This window comes from Sphingobium sp. YBL2, from assembly GCF_000943805.1.
In the GTDB taxonomy this organism is placed as follows: domain Bacteria; phylum Pseudomonadota; class Alphaproteobacteria; order Sphingomonadales; family Sphingomonadaceae; genus Sphingobium; species Sphingobium fuliginis.
Genome location: NZ_CP010957.1, coordinates 289836 through 307911 on the forward strand (window position 1 = coordinate 289836; position 18076 = coordinate 307911).

Consider the following 18076-nt stretch of genomic DNA (forward strand, 5'->3'; position numbering starts at 1 on the left):
TTTATTCCGCCGCCACGCCGTAGGGAGCACCCAATGCTTCACCTATGCACGTTTCCAATATGTCGATGCCGGCCGAAAGCTCGGCGTCGTCTATAACCAGGGGGGAAAGGATCTTGACGATTTCGTCATGCGCCCCGCTGGTTTCGATGATAAGGCCCCGTTCGAAGCAGGCGGTGGTGACGGCGGCGGCGATATCGCCCGACCCGACATCGATGCCGCGCATCATGCCCCGGCCGCGGGTGGACAGGCCATGCTGCGCCGCCATCGCCTCCAGCCGTCGCGCAACGAGTGCGCCGCGACGAGCGATGTCCTGCTCAAATCGCCGGTCGCTCCAGAAATGGCGCAGCGCCGCGGTGGCAGTGACGAAGGCATGGTTATTGCCGCGGAAAGTGCCGTTATGTTCCCCCGGCGCCCATTGATCCAGTTCAGGCCGGAACAGCGTGAGCGCGAAGGGCAGGCCCATGCCTGATAGCGACTTGGCCATGGTGACGATATCGGGGGTGAAGCCCATGCCCTCGAAGCTGAAAAAGCTTCCCGTACGGCCGCAACCCGCCTGAATGTCGTCCACGATCATCAGCGCGCCGTGCCGCTTGGCCATGGCATTGATCCTGCGCAGCCATTCGGGTGATGCTGCGTTGAGGCCGCCTTCACCCTGCACGGTTTCCACCAGTATGGCGGCGGGGGCGTCAAGGCCGCTCGAAGGATCGGCAAGCCGCCGCTCCAGCAACTCGGCGGTGTCTACCTCCGGTCCGTGATAGCCGTCATAGGGTTCATGCGCGACATGAGCGAGCGGTACGCCCGCGCCGCCGCGCTTGGCCGCATTGCCGGTGCAGGCGAGTGCGCCCAGCGTCATGCCGTGAAAGCCGTTGGTGAAGGCGATCACCAGTTCGCGCCCGGTAACTTTGCGGGCGAGCTTGATCGCGGCTTCCACCGCGTTAGTGCCGGTCGGGCCGGTGAACATCGCGCGATAGTCGAGGCGGCGGGGTTTGAGGATCAGGCTTTCCAGCGTTTCCAGAAATTCCGCCTTGGCGTCGGTGTGCAGGTCGAGGCCATGCGCGATCCCGTCGGCCGCGATATAGTCGAGCAGCGCCTGCTTGAGCACTGGATGATTGTGACCATAGTTCAACGTCGAGCATCCGGACAGGAAATCGAGATAACGGCCACCCTGATTGTCGTGCATCCACACATTCTCGGCGCGATTGAATTGCCGGGGCATGACGCGCGCATAGCTGCGGACGGCGGATTCGCGCCGCTCATAGATGGCGGTGTCGGGTTTGCGGCCCGTGGGCCGGGGAAGGGTGATCATGTCGCCAAGTCTCCTTGAGGGATGGCCGCGCGGTCAGCGCGGGAGCGGGCCGATGCGCGCCAGCCATTCGGTGGCATGCGCGCCGGCGAAATGCGTTTGCTGGTGGAAGAATGGGCTCCTCTCGAGCCTGGTACGCCATCTGTTCGCGAGCCCCTCGAAAAGAGCCCAGGATGCCTGATTATCATTCGTCACCGTGGTGATGAGATGGGTGACTTCTGCAGATGACGGGCGCGCGAGCAGGGCCTCGATCATGTGTCCGGCCAGTCCCTGCCCCCGCGCTGCCGGCGCGACAGCGACCTGCCAGACGAAAAAACTCTCTGGTTCGGACGGCGGTCGATAGCCCGACACCCAGCCCATCAGCTGCCCGGCTTTTTCCGCAATGATGCAACTCTGCGCAAAATGCGTGCACTGCAAAAGATTGCAGTAGGCGGAATTGACGTCGAGCGGAGGGCAGCTTGCAACAAGTTTCGTGACTAAGGGCCCGTCAACCGCTGTGGGAAGACGCAGCCGGATCTCCGCTATCGCGCCATCGCGATGGCGCGCGCGCTTCCGCTGCGGCGATGAAGCCGCGTCGGACCGTGTCTCAAAGATAATTCATCTCCCGAAGTATATTCTTCGTATTTCAGGCGCCCCTCTCTTGGCTTGAGGCGGAAGATACCGCATTAGACTCGATTTTCAACCCTTTGGCGCACGATGTGGTCCTTTGGCCGATGAAGGAGTTTATCAATTGCTTTGGTTTGCAAAGGATGGGATTGGCCAGGAAAGGCCATTTTCCCTATGTTTCCATCATGAGTTCAGAAGTTGCCGTCCTCACCCTTCGGGCCCTCCGCCGGGTCCTGCGCGCCACGGAAATCGGCAGCCGCCGGCTTGCCGCGACGACCGGTCTCACGCCTTCGCAATGGCTTGTCCTGCGCGAGATCGGGTCGCGCGATTCGGCGACTCCCAGCGCCATTGCCACCGCTCTTAAATTCAGTCAGGCCACGATCACCGCAATCGTCGACCGGCTTCAGCAACTCGGCTTCGTGCAGCGGCAGCGCAGTGAAAAGGACAAGCGCCAGTTCATTCTGCGGCCCCTGCCGCCGGGCGTCGAGGCTCTGGCGGAGGCGCCTGACCTTCTGCAGACCACGTTCACCGAGCGGTTCGCAAAGCTGCCGCAATGGGAACAGGCCATGATCCTTGCAGCCGTCGAACGGTTGGCGATGCTGATGGATGCGCAGAATATCGATGCCGCCCCGTTGCTCGACAGCGGTCTCATCGACCGGTCCGAACCTTCCTGAGGGCAACCTTCGCAGGAGAAGGGCCCTCGCCCTTCTCCCCGTTCCCACCATGAACCGAAGTGGACATGTCTATGTCAGAACAGGGACGCGCGGCGCGCCGAGGCGCTGCCCCCGGGACATTGGAGCCCATGAGGGCGGCGGCGTGGAAAACGATCGTCAAACGCATCTGGGTAAACAGCGGACGGCACAATCTCGGGCTGCTCTCGGCCGGTGTCGCCTTCTACGTCTTCCTGTCGTTCGTGCCGCTTCTGGCGGCGGTCATCATGATCTACGGCCTTGCTGCCGATCCCGCGACGGTCGCCAGGCATATGCGCACCATTCTCGAGGTCGTGCCCGCCGACGCCGCCCGGCTCATCCAGGAGCAGCTCACGCAGCTTACGACGAGCGCCCAGGATAAGAAGGGGATAGGGCTGCTGATCGCGCTGCTGGTCTCGATCTTCGGCGCGTCCCGGGCTTCAGGCGCCATGATCGGATCGCTCAACATCATCTATGAGCGGCAGGACCGGCGTTCGTTCCTGAAAAACACCTTTCTTGCGAGTGCGCTTGCCGGTGCAGCGGTCCTTGTGGGCATCATCGGCCTGGCGGCCGCCTCAATGCTCAGCTTCGCCAAAGGGCTGGTCGCCGGGATCGGGCCAGTGGGCGCAACGGCTGTGCAGGCGCTGACCTGGCTCATCGCCGCATCCCTGTGCAGCTTCGCCATCGGCGGCATGTATCGGTTCGCGCCCGACAGGTCCGATGTCCGATGGCGATGGTTCAGCCTTGGCTCCTGCCTTGCAACTTTGCTCTGGCTCGCCGCGACGCTCGGCTTTGGACTTTATGCGAGCCGGTTCGGCAATTACGACGCGACCTACGGATCGCTCGGCGCGGTGGTCGTGCTCCTCATGTGGCTGTTCGTTTCCGCTTATGCCGTATTGATCGGTGGCCTGATCAATGCCGAGATAGAGCGGCAGGCTCCATGCGACACGAGCGCGGAACCCACAGAAGCAGGAGGGCAGAGGATGGGCGCCGCCCGCGCGCTGTTCCAGCAACAGGCGCATGCCCGTTAACGCGCATGCGCCCATCATCTGACTGACCGCGACGCTTGGCGGCACACTTGCCGAAGGAAAACGATGCCAGGAACCAGCCTTTCACTGCGTCATTTACGGATATTGTTGCGGCGGCATGGCCCGGAGGCCCTGATCTGGCGCCGCCGCATCGCCATTTTGGGCGGCGCTGTCCTCACCGGCCTTGCCGCCTTGCTGTTCGCGCGTCTGGCGGACGAGGCGAGCGAAATGTTTGTCGGTCTGGCAAGGCGGTGGCCGGCCGCACATCTGTTGCTGACGCCATTGGGCTTTGCCGCTATCGTCTGGACAACCCGCAAGCTTGCGCCTGCGGCAAGCGGGTCGGGCATTCCACAAGTGATGGCCGCCTCTCGTGATCCCGAGCATGGGCTCAACCGGCTGGTTTCGGCACGGACCGCCATCGTGAAGCTGGTCATGACTGTTGCGGGGCTGCTGCTGGGAGCCTCGGTCGGGCGCGAGGGTCCGACCGTCCAGATTTCTGCAACGATCATGGCCTATGCGCATCGGCTGATGTCGGTTCCGTTGCGGGCATCGGTCTATATAGCGGGCGGCGCGGCAGGCGTGGCCGCCGCGTTCAATACGCCTCTGGCCGGGGTGGCCTTTGCCATCGAGGAGCTTGCGGCGGCCTATGAGCAGCGCATGGCCCTGCTGGTGATGGCCGCTGTACTCATCGCGGGCATGGTGAGTTTGGGGCTTGCCGGCGACTATGTCTATTTTGGCGTCATGCGGCAGACGCTCAATGTCCATGAGGCGCTTGTGGCCGCTCCGGTCGCCGGCGTGATTGGCGGCCTGGCGGGAGCCTGTTTCTCGCGCTTCATGCTGGGCATGGGACGCTCGACAAGGACGCCGATACGCTGGATGCGGGAAAGACCGGTGCGGTTCGCGGCAGGATGCGGACTGGTAGTGGCGCTCCTGGGCGCCGCCACAGGCCTCACCTGGGGGACCGGCTATCAGACCGCTCATGCTGTCATCGCAGGCTCAGACGTGCCGATATGGTTCGGGGCGGCGAAGTTCGCGGCGACACTCGCCACTGCGGTTTCCGGGATCCCGGGAGGTATTTTCGCGCCGTCCCTGTCCGTAGGAGCGGGGATCGGCGACGTGCTCCGCAGCATGTTCCCGGCCTATCCTGCCGGGGCGATCGTCCTGCTGGGGATGGTCGCCTATTTCACGGGCGTCGTGCGGGCGCCGCTCACGGCTGTCATCATCATTTCGGAAACGACGGCAAGCCGCGGCCTGATGATGCCGCTTCTGGCGACCGCGCTCATCGCCGACTTCGCCGCTCAACTGATCAGCAAGGAGCGCCTCTATCACGGCCTTTCCCGCCGCTTCGAGAGCAGTCCCGAACACAAGGCTCACCCATAGCATCATCGCGCCTTTGACGGTCGCGCTCTGCCCCGCGCCTCCGGTGCCGGTAACGGGTTCCTTCGCCAGGACGCCGGTGGACGGAAGGTTGCCAGAGGATTGATATGTCGGTTACTTGTCGATGGTGGTGTGCAGTCGGCTTGACCGGCTGATCCCGGAAAATTGCGGCCGCTAGGAGCTTCCAGGTCACACTGGCCATAGGCGCGTACGGCCAACAGCCCAATCGTGGCAGGTGTCGAGCATGGCGAGGCGGCGGGATACTATAGTCGAGGGGGAAGCATCCATGGACATACCGGACGACATCTTCACCGAACCCGATGCCGCTTCGGACACGCTGGCCAACCTTGGGCCGCTGCGCCGCCTGGCAGGCATCTGGGAAGGGCATCGGGGCGTCGACCTCAATCCCAAGGCGGACGGGCCCGAGCAGCGGGCCTATTATGAGCGCATCGAAATGCAGCCGATTGATGCGCAGACCAATGGGCCGCAACTCTTCTATGGTTTGCGTTATCATGTTCATATCAACACACCGGAAGACCAGATCGCCTTCCATGATCAGGTTGGATATTGGCTTTGGGAGCCGGCCACCGGCCTTATTCTGCAGACCGTGGCGATCCCGCGCGGCCAGGTCGCCATCGCCGCAGGTCATGCCGCGCCGGACGCGACCCGGCTGAGCTTGACGGCGGAGCGTGGCCAGACGGAATATGGCATCTGCTCGACCACCTTTCTCGAACTCGCATTCCGCACCGACTCCTACAGGATAGAGGTCGATTTCAACGCCGATGGTTCGTGGACCTATGTGTCCGAGACGAGCCTGCTGGTGCGCGGCCGCGACACGCCATTCCTGCATCGTGATACCAATATCCTCACGAAGATTGCCGAGCCCGACCTGAACCCCTGGGCTAAGATCCTGCGCGAAACACGGAAGGCTCCTGTCGACGCATGATTGACCGGCATGATGCAGCCAGGGCCCCCGTCTCCCCACTCGACTGACAGCCGCGCCGGTCGAGACCGGGTTGCCAACAGATTGATATGTCCGTTAATTTGCCGATGGTGACGCGCGGCCGGCCGGACCGGCCGACCCCGGGAACGACAGGAGAATGCCATATGCCGCTCACTTCGCGAATGCTTGTCGCGGGTCTGTTGGCAGCCTCATGGGTTTCCCAGCCTTCGGCCCTTCACGCACAAACCCTGTTCGAGCGATCCCCGACTTACGCGGATTTGGCGGATCTTTCCTTCTCGGCGGGGATGATTGCGCTGGTGCGGATCGAAACGCAGATCCCGATCGACCCGCAGCGCGCGCAAGCCGCTCTTCCCGGCTATACACGCTTCTACGTCGAGGCGCAGGCAAAGACCCTGCTCGCGGGCCGCAAGCCCCTTGGCCGTTCCGTGCGGTATCTGGTCGATCTTCCGCTGGATTGGCGAGGCAAGGCCGACGATCTGGAGGGGGAGGAGGTCTTTATCTTCGCCCGCGGCGTGGACGGCAGGCCTGGAGAGCTGCAACTCGTCACCCCCACCGCGCAATTGCGCTGGAGCAACGCACGCGAACTCCAGTTGCGCAGCCTGTTGCGAGCGGCCGTTTCGCCCGATGGACCGCCCAGGATTACAGGTGTTCGTTCCTTGCTGCACGTGCCAGGCGCCTTGCTGGGGGAGGGGAGAACGCAGATTTTCCTCAGTACCCAGGACGGATCCTATGCCTCGATCACCGTCCGGCACCGCCCTGGCCTCCCACCCGAGTGGAACATTTCCTTTTCCGAACTCATCGCCGATGCCATCGAGCCTCCCGCGCGCGACACGCTGCCATGGTATCGCCTGGCGTGCTCGCTTCCACCGGTTCCACCTCCTGACGCCAATGTGTCACAAAGTGAGGCAGGACGGATGCAGGCTCTTGCGGATTACCGGCTCGTCCTGGATTCAATGGGCTCGTGCGACCGCAAGCTGAAATTCAGACCCAAAGCGGTATCTCCATCCTTTCTGGTCGCCGCGAGAGGACACGAACAGGTCCAGTCGCCGACCCACTGGAAGGCGTGAGAAAAGCGCGCCTCGCGCGCCTTCGTCCCCAGTCCTGCCCGGCAAGGGCGGTCCTGGCTCCCTGATCCGGTCTCGAACACGCCCGAGGCATACCGCTTCCTTATCCAGGCCCCTATTTCTGCCCGACGATCCTTCATGAGCAGAAAAAAGCGATATCGGCCTGAATCGAGGCAATAACTGCTCTTGATTCGCATTAGTGGTGTGATTATCCATTCGCGCTCCCTGGAAGAGCGCGGCCGGGCGGATATAGGATAAGGGACTTGGCGATGCTCGCGATCGCACATGATATCGAACGGACCGGGCCGGTTCGTGTGCCCCGGCCTGGGCACGTCCGACCTGTCGGCAGCATGCCGGCGCCTGACATGGCCGCAGCGCGCTACGGGGCGGATCGCCGCGCGAGCCTGCCCGCCATCGCGCTCATTATCGCCGTCCATGCCGCGCTGATATTCGTGATCATGCAGGCGCGGCATCACGGTCATCCGCGCAAGGCGGAACGACTATCGGTCATCAATCTCACGCCACAGCCTCCCCCGCCGGCAGAGGCGCCGCCACCTGGGCCTTCGCATCCTCAAATCATGGCTCCGCCACCTCTCATCGAGATACCCCGGGCCTTGCCGCAGCTTGTGGCGCCAGCGCCGCCATACCAGACGCTATCTCCCGCGCCTGCAAGCTTTTCCGTTCCGTCCATCGCCAGCGTAACGACGCCCGCGCCGTCCAGCTTCGTCCAGGACGGTGATCTTGGCGCAAAGATGATTGCGGGAAAGCCGCCCCGCTATCCGCTGGAGAGTCGGCGCAAGAGGGAGCAAGGCACCGTCCTTCTCATGCTCACCCTCGCCCTTGACGGTTCGGTCGAGACCGTCGCCATGAGCCGCTCGAGCGGATTTGCGAGGCTTGATGACGCCGCGCTCGATGCGGTGCGGCGCTGGCGCTGGAATCCCGTGATCCAGGGCGGAGAACCGGTACGCGTGCGCGGCGTCGTTGAAATTCCTTTCCTGCTGAAAGGTTGAAAGCCGCCATGCCGTTCTGCTGCCGCGCGGGCGTTCGGGCGCAACGCAAACGGCCGCTCAGGTGTAGCGGATGGGGTGGACGCGACGACCGGTAGCAGGGGTCGCCTCAGGCCAAAGCCGTTCTTCCAGCGGCCATGGCTCAGTCATCGGAATCGAAGCTGCGATTCTCGCGGCAGTGCCACAGGCGCAGAATGAAGATGATGGCGTCCGCAATCTCGTAGCGAAGCTCGTGATGACCGACGATGATCCGCCGCACCTCGCGCGGTTCATAGGCTTCCAGCTTCTCTCCGATCCGCGGGTAGTCGAGCAGCCGGTCCGGCGCCCGGGCAAGCTGCTGAACGACCCGTGCCGCAGCTTCCGGCGCTACCGGGCGCAGATGCTCATGAAGGCGCACCAGGTCCGACGACGCCTTGCCGGTCCACTGTATCTTCATTTTGCCGGCGGCGGCAGCGGCTTGTCTGTGCTGAGGCTGTCCGCCCATGACTGAATGCTTTGATGATCGATAACCCGGCCCGCGTCGACGTCCGCCAGCGCTTCGAGCGTCATCCGATGGCGCTCTTCCTCCTGATCGACCCAGGCGGCGAGCGCCTGCTTCATCACCCAGCCGCGCGAGCGTTCCAGCCGGGAAGCCATTGCCTCGACCTTTTCCGCAAGCGAAAGTGGCACATGCGCCGTCAGAACCTTCGTTTCAGTTGCCATTTCATCCCCTGCTATCAGATCGATTAAAATCTAATCGGAAGTTTGCAGAAAGACAAGCTGCGCCTCGCTTCGTGCTGATGAAGCAACGTCTCGATTGCGTCAGGAATGACGGCGCAGGCGGAATGCCGCGCGCCGGGGCCGGCGGGAAGCCGAAACCAGGTTCGCGCGTCTCCACGAAGCGATCGGGAACAGCCTGTGGCCAGGGACGCTCTATCGCTCAAGGTGCGATCCGCGATCCGAGCCGATGCCGGGCAGGCATGCGAAGCATATCGGGCCGATCGGGTAGAGCACTGCGCCGGAGAGCCTGTACGCCTTTGCGCAGCTGCACGAAAGCCGCGCGTTCGCTCACCGCCGCGTCCGGCGCCGAGGCAGCGGTTCCAGGGGCTTACGCGTCTGGATCCAAATGGCGTCCCGGCCGGCTGATACAAACCGGGACATAATAGCATCGAACCGGGCAAATCCATGCGACACACAGGCTGCATCTTCCAATCAACGCCGCAGACGGCGTGATACGGAGAAGTTCCTCATGAAGAAGTTCATCATCGCCGCCCTGGCCGCCTCGATCGCCGCCACCCCAGCCATGGCTGCACCTTTCCAGCACAATGGCGGCCATGGCCGCGTCATCCAGAATCACCGCGTGGTCCAGAATCACCGCGCGATCCGTCCGGCCCAGTACCGCGCGCACTGGAAAAAGGGCGAACGGTTCGATTATCGCCAGGCCCGCAATTATCGGGTGGTCACAAACTATCGTCAGTATCATCTGCGCGAAGCGCCCCGCGGCTATCGCTGGGTGCAGTCCGGCAACGACGCGGTCCTGATCGGGATCACCAGTGGGATCATCGCCTCTGTCCTGGCGGGCGCCTTCCACTAAAAGACCCTTGATCCAACGAATTTGCTCCCGGGGTCTTTCGCCCCGGGGGCTTCTTCTGCGATGGAAGGCGCTGACATGAGTAGCAATCCCCACATCCTCGTTGTCGATGACGAGCGTGACATTCGCGATCCGCTGGCATCCTACCTCGGCAAGAACGGCCTCAGAACGACGACCGCGGCGAATGCGGCGCAAGCCCGGGACATTCTGGCGGTCCATGCGATCGACCTGATCCTGCTCGACATCATGATGCCCGGCGAGGACGGCCTTTCCCTCGCCTCCTTCATCCGCTCGACGTCGAACATCCCGCTCATCCTGGTCACGGCCAAGACCGAAGACGTCGATCGTATCGTAGGTCTGGAGATCGGCGCGGACGATTATGTGTCAAAACCCTTCAATCCCCGCGAACTGCTCGCCCGGATCAAGGCTGTGCTGCGTCGGACGAGCGAGCAGGCAGCCCTGGTCCACGCGCCCGATGCTTCCGGCTATGCATTTGGCCAATGGGTTCTCAGGACCGGTGAGCGCGAGCTTGTCGATGCCGAAGGCGTTTCTGTCGCGCTGTCCACAGGCGAGTATAACCTGCTCCTTGTGTTCGTGACGCATCCCCGCCGCGTGCTGACCCGCGATCAACTGCTTGACCTGACGCAGGGCCGCGAGCTGGCCGCGTTCGAGCGCAGCATCGACAATCATATCAGCCGTCTTCGCCGCAAGATCGAGGCAGATGCCGCCGATCCCAGGCTGATCAAGACGGTGCGTGGCGGTGGCTATACGCTGGCGGCTGAGGTGCGCCGGATATGAGGCTGCTGCCGCGCAGCCTTGTCGGGCGGATGGCCTTCCTTCTCGGAGCTGCGCTGGCGGTCGCGCAGCTCGCGAATTTCGGTCTCATCCTCAACGAGCGCGAAAAGCTTGCCCTGGCGCAGAATGACGGACCGGCGATCACGCGCTTTGCCGGCGCGTTCGCCGACATGTCCGCCGCCGAGGATATTTTCCGCAAGGCGCTTGCGGCAGACCTGTCTCACCGCGGCGCGCGCTTCGCGCTGCGCGCCGACAGCGGCATCGCCGAAGGCGACCGGAGCAATGCGGTCGAGGCGAGACTTGCCGAGGATTTGCGCAATCTCGGCGCGAACGCGCAAGAGGTCCGCGCAAGCGCCGCGCATCCGCAGCCCTCGCAGCGAAGGCGCGCTGACGGGCCGGCGCGCTATGCCGTGTCGCTGGCGGCGAGGCTCCCCGATGGCCAATGGCTCGCGGGCACACTTCCCGCGCCGCGACGCGATCCTGGCCTCGTCACGCGCCTGGCAGCCGCGACGCTGCTTCTCTACCTCGTGGTACTGGGCGTCACCATTGCCGTTGCGCGCCGTCTGGCGCGGCCCCTGCACAACCTTGCCATGGCCGCGCGCCAGTTTCGGGGCCGGACGGCGCCCCTCAGGGTCGAGCCGAGCGGCCCGGACGATCTGCGCGAAGCCATTGCGGCCTTCAACGACATGAACCAGCGGCTCATGGCGTTGCTTGACGAGAAGGACGGGATGCTCGGCGCCATCGGCCACGACCTGCGCACACCCCTGGCCTCGCTGCGTATCCGGCTCGAAAACATGGAGCCGGCCGACGAGCGCGAGGCGGCGATCTCCAAGATCGGGGAAATTACGGCGACGCTTGAAGACATATTGTCGCTCGCGACGTCGGGACGGCAGCGCGAGCCCCTGCGGCCTGCTGACGTCACCGCCCTTATCGAGACGGCGGTCGAAGAATATCAGGATCTTGGCGAAAATGTCGCATGGAGCCCGGCCGTGCGTCATGTCCTCCCAGTGCAGCCCAGCCAGTTGAAGCGCGCCGTGCAGAATCTGATCGATAATGCGATCAAATATGGCGGCAGCGCAACGGTGACGGTCGCGGCCGCCGGCGACATGCTGCGCATCGAGGTGACGGACAGGGGGCCAGGCATTCCCGCCGGCCAGATCGAGCGCGTGATGCGCCCATTCTACCGGATGGAGGAGTCGCGCAACCGGGAAACGGGTGGCAGCGGCCTTGGCCTCGCAATCACGAAGGCGATCGCCGAGAGCCATGGCGGAATGCTTGTCCTGGAAGATACCGGTGAGGGACTGAGGGCATGCATAATGCTTCCCGGGCTTGGGAAGAGCCGCACGCCTGGGCCTTATTGAACATATATGCACGCCTCTGGCGAAACGCTGCGAGCCTGTCGTAGACCGACGTGAGAACGGCAAGACCGCTCGACCGCGGACTGGTGGACGCGCGGCCGATCCTGGCGTGGCAACTGGATGAAACCGACATTTCACCAGTGCCGGGCAAGCGGGTTGCGCGAAGCAGCCCAGGACGGCCATGGGGCACCTTGCCGTTTTCGCCGCAAATCCTATGCATGACCAACTACATGCCAGGAGTCGGTCGTGGACGTATCAATCTGCCCGACGCCAAGGCCCTTTGAGCGGGTTGGTCGATCGCGCGGCCGTAGGCGACAGATCTCCATCCTGCGCCGGGACGGCACTCGGCGCGATGACACGCCTCCTGTAATATCAGGGCGAGCTATCCGGCTCTCGCCGAATGGCACAAGCGGGGCGATCCGTAATGGAGCCGCCCATTTGCGCCAGATCTCCCGGTGACGCGCTTTGCGTGGTCGCTGAAAAATTACGGGAATTTGATGACAAGGCCCCGGAACGCGGCGACGCCCATTGGTCAACCCAACCGGGCGACGATCCGCTCGGCGACGCCGTCTCGAACAGGGATATCGCGCCTGATGTCGAGCCCGAACCCGACGTCTAGATCATGCGGCTGTGCTGCAAGGAAAGGCCGTCAGCCCGGCATGGTCACGGTCGGGGTTTCCCAGGCTATGGGACGGATCAGCGGCTCGAAGCTGGCGCTCTGCGCGCGGGCCCAGTTTTCCCGATAGAAGTGGTGCGGGCACGCCCCGCCGAGGAGTTCGCCGGGTTTGAGATAGGTGTGGGCCTGGTCGAAGTGCCGTACCCTGGTCGAACTGATCCGGTGCGCCACATGATGCGGGCGCAGATCGTCCGGATGGCCAAGACCTGCCGCGGCAAGCATGTCGGCAAGGGCATGTACGGTCCTGGCGTGAAAACGGCGGACACGCTCCGCCTTGTCGGGGACGACGAGGCCGCGCTGGCGCGCCGGATCCTGTGTGGCAACGCCGGTGGGGCAACGGTTCGTGTGGCAGTTCATCGACTGGATACATCCAAGCGCAAACATGAAGCCCCGCGCCGAATTGGCCCAGTCAGCGCCAATGGCCAAGACGGCGGCGAGGTCGAAGGCGCTGATCAGTCGGCCCGCAACGCCGATCTTGATCCGCTCGCGAAGACCAGCCCCCTCGAGCACATTGTGCACGAAAAGCAGGCCCTCGCGCATCGGTAGACCGATATGGTCGCTGAACTCGACCGGCGCCGCGCCCGTGCCGCCTTCGCCGCCGTCGACGACGATGAAATCAGGAACCGTCCCGGTCTCCAGCATGGCCTTGACGATCGCCATGAATTCCCAGGGCAGCCCGATGCACAGCTTGAAGCCCACAGGCTTGCCGCCGGACAGCCGCCGCAGCTGGTCGATGAAGGCCATCATCTCGCGCGGCGTCGAAAAGGCGGAATGCCGGGATGGCGATATGCAGTCCTGCTCAGGAGGAATTCCGCGCGTCTGCGCGATTTCCGGGGTGACCTTCTTGGCCGGCAGGATGCCGCCATGGCCCGGCTTGGCGCCCTGGCTGAGCTTGATCTCGATCATCTTGATCTGGGGGTCGGCTGCCTGGGCGGCGAACCGGTCGGGATCAAAACGCCCGTCGGCGGTCCGGCAACCGAAATAGCCGCTGGCGATCTCCCAGACAATGTCGCCGCCGAACTCGCGGTGATAAGGGCTGATGCTGCCTTCGCCTGTATCATGATAGAAGCCGCCGAGCGCGGCGCCTTTGTTCAGTGCGCGAATGGCGTTGGCCGACAGCGATCCGAAGCTCATCGCCGAGATGTTGAAGATGCTGGCCGAATAGGGCTGGGCGCACTGGTCGTTTCCGATCGTGATACGCAAGGTCCGGGGATCGGCCGGCACGGCCGGCAGCATCGAATGCTGGATGAACTCATAGTCGCGCGCATAGGGATCAAGGAGGGTGCCGAAGGGATGATCGGACGAGACGCCCTTGGCGCGGCGATAGACGAGCGAACGCTGAGCCCGGGAGAAGGGCACCGGCTTGTCTTCTTCCTCGAGCAGATACTGCCGGATTTCCGGACGGACCAGTTCTACGATCCAACGGACATGGCCGATCACGGGATAGTTGCGCAGCACCGCATGGCGGGTCTGGAACATATCCCACAGACCAAGGAGGCTGAGCAGCCCGGGGATGACGAGGAGCATCCACTGACCAGGCGACTGCGGCTCTAGCGCAAGACCCGCCAGGAAGAGGGCGACGACGAGGATCCATGCTGTGAAGCGGCTGAGACGCGGTTTGAGCAAAGAGATTCTCCCGGAAGCTTGCGATGGTCCTTGGCCTGGACGGCGATTTTTCTGGCGGCTGCCTGGGTCAGATCCAATGCCTTACGGGCGGCGCCGGCGCGATATGAAAGCAGCGTCTGCCTCTGCCTGGCAGGCTCGGGGCGGCTTTGTCGAAACCGCTGGAAACCGCGTTCCCCATGCACTCGCGCCTGCGCACAGCAGGTGAACGAACCGTAGCGCCCAAGCCTGATGACCGGGCCCGGTTCGCGCCTGTCGAGGCTCGTGTCGACGAGGTGCGCGCCCGGCGTTCTGGGTGTCCATGTTGCTCCTGACAGCATTCCTCGGTTGATAGTGCGGTGCTGCGTGCAGGCAAAGCGCCGTTGTCCGGCCTGCGGGGAAAAAAGTTCAGCATGGCCGGATGGCGATTGGGCCGCGATCCGTCGCAGGTGAGCAATGTGGACGGATAGATCCGGTAGCCGTGCCTCATAGAGCCGGATGTCATGCGGTTTCGGGCGATTGCGGTACGGCTCGCCATACGGTTGAACATGTCCATCAGGCAGATTGCGATAGGCAGTTAACGACCTCCTTCTGGCGAAGTCTGCCGGAACGGCCTGGAAGTGGTCTTCGGGCATCGTCATTACGCGACGCGGGATGGAGTTTTCAGCCCAGCGCAACGCGGCCCGCTCGCGATCATCGAACAGCGGCCCCGCTGATGAGAAACGGGCCTTCGCTGCATCTTCGGGCGGTATGCCCGGCCGTAGGATTTTGCACATGGCGCGCCGTGCATCCTGATACAAAGCGCGACACTATAGCTGCCTTCAGAGGATATTCGCGCGACACGACGCCTGCAGAACCAACCACAGGAAGCCGCGGGGTTTCCGGTCTGGAAATTGGACAGGAGTTGTTGTGATGAAAAAGCTGACCCGCAATGTTCTGCTGGGGATGTCGCTCTCGGCCATGGCGTTTGCAGGCTCTGCCTATGCCGAGCAGGGCAAAGGCGACGGGGTGACGAAGCGGACGGAGGTGGAGACGCGCAGCGTCGCTATGTTCACGCGCATGGACGTGAACAAGGACGGCAAGATCGACCAGGCCGACCGGGCGGCGAGACTTGCCGCGCAGTTCGACCGCCTCGATACCGACAAAAGCGGCCAGATCTCGCGCGAGGAGTTCAGTGCGCGGCGCCAGCGCCAGGATGGCGCGAGCGCGGCGGATGCAGGTGAAGGCGGCAGGCACCATCGCTGGGGCGGCCGGGGCCGAGGCGGCCATGGCGGCATGATGTTGGGCCACATGGCCGATGCCGACAAGGACGGCGCCGTCACCCAGGCCGAGTTCACGGCCGCCGCGCTCGCCCGCTTCGACCGACTGGACGCCAACAAGGACGGGCAGGTCACCAAGGAGGAAAGGCAGGCGGCACGCAAGGCCATGCGCGATCAATGGCGTGCCAAGCGGCAGGGCGCTCCGGCGGAAACGCCGGCAGGCTGATCGCCGGGCGGGACGGGGCGAACCGACCCCGGTCGCGCGACCTCAGGCTTCCGGACGCGTTCGCTCGCGCCGGGAGCCGCTACCCTCCTGCCAGGCCCGCCCAGGCGAGGAGCTGTCGAGCGCATGGCGGATCCCTCTCGGCGCTTTGGCATCCGGACTGAAGATGATTGAAGTGGCGCTGGCGGGCGCGCGATCAGGCCCGGCCGCTGTCATCGGGCGTGCCGGCGTGGGCGGCGCCGAACCCGACGCCGGCGCCAAGGCCGCCCATGCCCATTCCGCCCATTCCTCCTCCTCCGCCCTGCCGTCCGCCGCCTTGCGTATTTCTGCCGTTCTTGCCGCCGCTCGCGGCGGGACGCGCCGGTCCTTGCGCGGGGATGGCCAGATCGGCGGGAACAGGGTCGAGATCAAGCGCTTCACGGATGAAATTGCGCAGCGAGATCACCAGATCATGAGTAGGGACCGGGCGTCCGGCGACCAGTTCGCGCGCTGCGTGTCCAGCAAGGCGAACCTGCTCTTCGGTCCCTAGTAACAGGATGTCGGCGAGCGCAGCCTCGACGATGTCCCGGATGCGTCGCGGACGATCCGGCGGATCGAGGCTTGCTGAACCTGCCTCGTCCTGCCTGCGCGTATCGGCGTCAGTTTCCGAGGCGCGAAGGCGCAGGTCGCGCAGATGGGCAGGGTCGACCGTGAGGGTGCCGGTGAACGATCCGCCAAGAGCCTTGTACGCGGCAATCAGCGTACGCAGCCTTTCGTTGATCTGGCGGTTCATGCGCTCGCGCCGCTGCTGGATCGTCATCATGGTCAGCATCCGGATCCCGACGCCGATTAAAGTCACGAAAATGAGCCCGAAGAGCGTGAGGACGAGATTCTGCCAGGATGAAAAATCGATACTGCGCATGGCGACGCTCCGGAGGGGCTTGGCGCACCTTATGCCGTGGGACGCCCACGCGTCTATCCCGCTGGTTCATCCAGGAGCAGGCAACGCCGCATCGCAAAAGGATCAGATGCAATGCCTGCCGGGCGGTCTGTGCTGCCGCGCCGCGAATGACAAAGATGAAGTCGGGTGGCCATCGTTCCGTCTGACGCAGGTCCGTCGGACTAATTCTCGCCAAGGCGCGTCCATGTCCCCGATTGTTCGCTCGAGCATCCCTGCGGCCGTCTCACCCGGCGCATGGCGAGAGCACGCCGTCCATTTCCTGCCTGATGCGCCTGAGCGGTATGCGCAGGTCATGGGCGATGTTGCTCGAGACCTTGCGATAGGTGCGGGAGGATTTCGATCCGGCCGAGCATGGCAGCCCAAGGGAGGTCCGGCAGGGAGGCGATCAGCATCGCGACCGGAACAAAAGTCTGCCGAGCAGCGCGAAGGCAGCGATCCCGAGCCAGCGGACCGCAAACAGTGCGACTTCCATTCCGACCGGCGCGGCGCCGGTTGAACGGATATAGGAAATGATGGCGGCCGCGAGGGTGACAGCCGACAGGAGCGGCCAGATGGGGCGATCGGGCGATTTGCGCAAAGACTACGCTCCCTGCAGATCGGTTCGGATGCCCGCGCCGGCTCATGCAATATGTCGACCTTGTCACGACAAGGGACTCCGCCGACTGTGAAAGGCGGAGTCAGTTGAGGATCCCTCGAACAACCTTGATGGAAAAAGGGGCCTCGACAGAGGCCCCTTTCCTATGGCTGACCCAAGCTTAATAGCGCCAGGAAATACCCAGCGAGAGCTTGTTGTTGTCAACGCGGATGCCGTTGGCGCCGAGATCCTTGTTGAGGCCTGCGCTGCCATAATCCTCGATCAGATATTCGATGCGAACCGAAGTCTGGGCCGCAATGCGGGTTTCCAGACCCGCGCCGTAAACGAGGGCGTCCTGCATCGTCTTGCTGCTGTAGCTGTCCACGCCGTCAAATGCCTGTGCCTTGAACTTGGTCGACTGCCAGCCGCCCCGCGCGTAGACGGCGGTGTTCTCGGCAATCATTGCGCCCAGGCGCGCACTCAGGCCGAAGGATTCGCGAGCCTTGATCTTGCCGCTCACGCTGTCGACGCCATCGTCGAGCTGCGCCGAGATGCTCGCGCCCGAGAAGTTCGCATTGGCCTCGACACCGAAGAAGACAGTGTTCGAGAGAGCATAGTCGTAGCCGACATAGAGACCGCCGCCCACGCCATTGCCGCTCAGGCCGTCAAGGTCGAGGGTAGCGAAGCCGAGGTCGGTGCCTTCGGCTTTCACTTCATAGGCGTCACGGCTGATCTGGGCGCCGATGAACGGGCCGGAGAAGGTTTCGGCGTGAGCGGAGGTGGCTCCGGCGACAATCGCCAGAAGCGTAATCGAGAGTGTCTTCATGTTTCCCCTGAGTGGTTCGCGTTGATTATCGTTTCGGTTGCGACCCGAGGCGCGGATAATCGAAGGAAAGGGCGGTGGTCAACCTGCCGTCGCAATTTTGCTAAACGCTGTCCTCTTTCTGCAACAGGGTGAGATGTCGTTCAGGGGCGGTCTGATAGCTGTTGCGCGGCAGGACCGCACGCCGTTATTGCCGAGCTTGATGCTCTTTAGAACCT

Annotated in this window: 20 protein-coding genes; 11 read left to right on the forward strand and 9 right to left on the reverse strand. The window is 63.7% G+C overall.

Annotated elements, in window-relative coordinates:
- Position 1 precedes the first annotated feature (1 nt).
- Positions 2-1306 (reverse strand): diaminobutyrate--2-oxoglutarate transaminase, encoded by a 1305-nt coding sequence (ectB, locus tag TZ53_RS24880; RefSeq protein WP_044663541.1) that lies wholly within the window; start codon positions 1304-1306, stop codon positions 2-4.
- Positions 1307-1339: 33 nt separating this feature from the next.
- Entirely contained in the window at positions 1340-1819 is a 480-nt protein-coding gene (gene ectA / locus TZ53_RS24885; protein WP_084694453.1) for a diaminobutyrate acetyltransferase, read from the reverse strand.
- A 275-nt stretch (positions 1820-2094) separates the two neighbouring features.
- Between ectA and TZ53_RS24890 the strand changes: the two genes are divergently transcribed.
- The 6 genes from TZ53_RS24890 to TZ53_RS24915 all read left to right on the forward strand — a co-directional run bounded on the left by TZ53_RS24890 (position 2095) and on the right by TZ53_RS24915 (position 8041).
- Positions 2095-2583 (forward strand): MarR family winged helix-turn-helix transcriptional regulator, encoded by a 489-nt coding sequence (locus TZ53_RS24890; protein WP_172668358.1) that lies wholly within the window; start codon positions 2095-2097, stop codon positions 2581-2583.
- 128 nt (positions 2584-2711) lie between these two features.
- A complete protein-coding gene (locus TZ53_RS24895) occupies positions 2712-3629 on the forward strand; it encodes a YihY/virulence factor BrkB family protein (protein WP_044663543.1) in 918 nt (305 codons plus the stop codon).
- 63 nt (positions 3630-3692) lie between these two features.
- Complete coding sequence (locus TZ53_RS24900; protein ID WP_044663544.1) at positions 3693-5006, forward strand: chloride channel protein; 1314 nt, start codon at positions 3693-3695, stop codon at positions 5004-5006.
- A 283-nt stretch (positions 5007-5289) separates the two neighbouring features.
- Positions 5290-5949, forward strand: a complete 660-nt coding sequence (locus tag TZ53_RS24905; protein WP_044663545.1) for an FABP family protein — start codon at positions 5290-5292, stop codon at positions 5947-5949.
- Between the two features lie 161 nt (positions 5950-6110).
- Positions 6111-7034 (forward strand): hypothetical protein, encoded by a 924-nt coding sequence (locus tag TZ53_RS24910; protein ID WP_197565263.1) that lies wholly within the window; start codon positions 6111-6113, stop codon positions 7032-7034.
- 266 nt (positions 7035-7300) lie between these two features.
- The gene (locus TZ53_RS24915) at positions 7301-8041 is read left to right on the forward strand and encodes an energy transducer TonB (RefSeq protein ID WP_052628307.1); all 741 of its coding nucleotides are present in this window, start codon (positions 7301-7303) and stop codon (positions 8039-8041) included.
- Positions 8042-8180: 139 nt separating this feature from the next.
- Here TZ53_RS24915 and TZ53_RS24920 read toward each other — a convergent pair whose 3' ends face one another.
- Positions 8181-8474 (reverse strand): type II toxin-antitoxin system RelE/ParE family toxin, encoded by a 294-nt coding sequence (locus TZ53_RS24920; RefSeq protein WP_044663546.1) that lies wholly within the window; start codon positions 8472-8474, stop codon positions 8181-8183.
- A complete protein-coding gene (locus TZ53_RS24925; RefSeq protein WP_044663547.1) occupies positions 8471-8740 on the reverse strand; it encodes a CopG family ribbon-helix-helix protein in 270 nt (89 codons plus the stop codon). Before TZ53_RS24925 ends, TZ53_RS24920 begins: the two co-directional genes overlap by 4 nt.
- A 526-nt stretch (positions 8741-9266) precedes the next feature.
- Between TZ53_RS24925 and TZ53_RS24930 the strand changes: the two genes are divergently transcribed.
- From TZ53_RS24930 to TZ53_RS24945, 4 genes are all read left to right on the forward strand, one after another.
- On the forward strand, positions 9267-9611 hold the full coding sequence (locus tag TZ53_RS24930) for an RcnB family protein (protein ID WP_044663548.1): 345 nt from the start codon (positions 9267-9269) through the stop codon (positions 9609-9611).
- A 75-nt stretch (positions 9612-9686) separates the two neighbouring features.
- A complete protein-coding gene (locus TZ53_RS24935; RefSeq protein ID WP_044663549.1) occupies positions 9687-10406 on the forward strand; it encodes a response regulator in 720 nt (239 codons plus the stop codon).
- Positions 10403-11764, forward strand: a complete 1362-nt coding sequence (locus TZ53_RS24940; protein WP_044663550.1) for a sensor histidine kinase — start codon at positions 10403-10405, stop codon at positions 11762-11764. The genes TZ53_RS24935 and TZ53_RS24940 overlap by 4 nt, the downstream gene beginning before the upstream one ends.
- Before the next feature lie 421 nt (positions 11765-12185).
- A complete protein-coding gene (locus TZ53_RS24945) occupies positions 12186-12380 on the forward strand; it encodes a hypothetical protein (RefSeq protein ID WP_044663551.1) in 195 nt (64 codons plus the stop codon).
- 30 nt (positions 12381-12410) lie between these two features.
- Here the strand turns inward: TZ53_RS24945 and TZ53_RS24950 are convergent, their stop codons facing one another.
- Together TZ53_RS24950 and TZ53_RS27320 are read right to left on the reverse strand one after the other, a co-directional pair.
- Positions 12411-14063 carry an FMN-binding glutamate synthase family protein gene (locus TZ53_RS24950; protein ID WP_255308828.1) on the reverse strand — a complete coding sequence of 551 codons (1653 nt, stop codon included), beginning with the start codon at positions 14061-14063 and terminating at the stop codon, positions 12411-12413.
- On the reverse strand, positions 13988-14680 hold the full coding sequence (locus tag TZ53_RS27320; RefSeq protein ID WP_172668356.1) for a hypothetical protein: 693 nt from the start codon (positions 14678-14680) through the stop codon (positions 13988-13990). Before TZ53_RS27320 ends, TZ53_RS24950 begins: the two co-directional genes overlap by 76 nt.
- Before the next feature lie 271 nt (positions 14681-14951).
- On the opposite strand from TZ53_RS27320, the gene TZ53_RS24955 reads away from it, so the two are divergent.
- Positions 14952-15524, forward strand: coding sequence for an EF-hand domain-containing protein (locus tag TZ53_RS24955; protein ID WP_052628308.1), 573 nt, complete (start codon positions 14952-14954; stop codon positions 15522-15524).
- A 193-nt stretch (positions 15525-15717) separates the two neighbouring features.
- Here TZ53_RS24955 and TZ53_RS24960 read toward each other — a convergent pair whose 3' ends face one another.
- The 3 genes from TZ53_RS24960 to TZ53_RS24970 form a co-directional block, all read right to left on the reverse strand.
- Entirely contained in the window at positions 15718-16422 is a 705-nt protein-coding gene (locus tag TZ53_RS24960; RefSeq protein WP_044663552.1) for a hypothetical protein, read from the reverse strand.
- 424 nt (positions 16423-16846) lie between these two features.
- Positions 16847-17038 (reverse strand): hypothetical protein, encoded by a 192-nt coding sequence (locus TZ53_RS24965; RefSeq protein WP_044663553.1) that lies wholly within the window; start codon positions 17036-17038, stop codon positions 16847-16849.
- 178 nt (positions 17039-17216) lie between these two features.
- Positions 17217-17861 (reverse strand): outer membrane protein, encoded by a 645-nt coding sequence (locus TZ53_RS24970; protein ID WP_044663554.1) that lies wholly within the window; start codon positions 17859-17861, stop codon positions 17217-17219.
- Positions 17862-18076: the final 215 nt, after the last annotated feature.

Excerpts from the sequence above, each read along its gene's own strand:
- TZ53_RS24945 (WP_044663551.1), top strand. The coding sequence starts at position 12,186 with ATGGAGCCGCCCATTTGCGCCAGATCTCCCGGTGACGCGCTTTGCGTG.
- TZ53_RS24900 (WP_044663544.1), top strand. The coding sequence starts at position 3,693 with ATGCCAGGAACCAGCCTTTCACTGCGTCATTTACGGATATTGTTGCGG.
- TZ53_RS24915 (WP_052628307.1), top strand. The coding sequence starts at position 7,301 with ATGCTCGCGATCGCACATGATATCGAACGGACCGGGCCGGTTCGTGTG.
- TZ53_RS24925 (WP_044663547.1), bottom strand. The coding sequence starts at position 8,740 with ATGGCAACTGAAACGAAGGTTCTGACGGCGCATGTGCCACTTTCGCTT.
- TZ53_RS24930 (WP_044663548.1), top strand. The coding sequence starts at position 9,267 with ATGAAGAAGTTCATCATCGCCGCCCTGGCCGCCTCGATCGCCGCCACC.
- TZ53_RS27320 (WP_172668356.1), bottom strand. The coding sequence starts at position 14,680 with ATGACGATGCCCGAAGACCACTTCCAGGCCGTTCCGGCAGACTTCGCC.
- TZ53_RS24960 (WP_044663552.1), bottom strand. The coding sequence starts at position 16,422 with ATGCGCAGTATCGATTTTTCATCCTGGCAGAATCTCGTCCTCACGCTC.
- TZ53_RS24890 (WP_172668358.1), top strand. The coding sequence starts at position 2,095 with ATGAGTTCAGAAGTTGCCGTCCTCACCCTTCGGGCCCTCCGCCGGGTC.
- ectB (WP_044663541.1), bottom strand. The coding sequence starts at position 1,306 with ATGATCACCCTTCCCCGGCCCACGGGCCGCAAACCCGACACCGCCATC.
- TZ53_RS24905 (WP_044663545.1), top strand. The coding sequence starts at position 5,290 with ATGGACATACCGGACGACATCTTCACCGAACCCGATGCCGCTTCGGAC.
- TZ53_RS24895 (WP_044663543.1), top strand. The coding sequence starts at position 2,712 with ATGAGGGCGGCGGCGTGGAAAACGATCGTCAAACGCATCTGGGTAAAC.
- TZ53_RS24955 (WP_052628308.1), top strand. The coding sequence starts at position 14,952 with ATGAAAAAGCTGACCCGCAATGTTCTGCTGGGGATGTCGCTCTCGGCC.
- TZ53_RS24970 (WP_044663554.1), bottom strand. The coding sequence starts at position 17,861 with ATGAAGACACTCTCGATTACGCTTCTGGCGATTGTCGCCGGAGCCACC.
- TZ53_RS24940 (WP_044663550.1), top strand. The coding sequence starts at position 10,403 with ATGAGGCTGCTGCCGCGCAGCCTTGTCGGGCGGATGGCCTTCCTTCTC.
- TZ53_RS24910 (WP_197565263.1), top strand. The coding sequence starts at position 6,111 with ATGCCGCTCACTTCGCGAATGCTTGTCGCGGGTCTGTTGGCAGCCTCA.
- TZ53_RS24935 (WP_044663549.1), top strand. The coding sequence starts at position 9,687 with ATGAGTAGCAATCCCCACATCCTCGTTGTCGATGACGAGCGTGACATT.
- TZ53_RS24920 (WP_044663546.1), bottom strand. The coding sequence starts at position 8,474 with ATGAAGATACAGTGGACCGGCAAGGCGTCGTCGGACCTGGTGCGCCTT.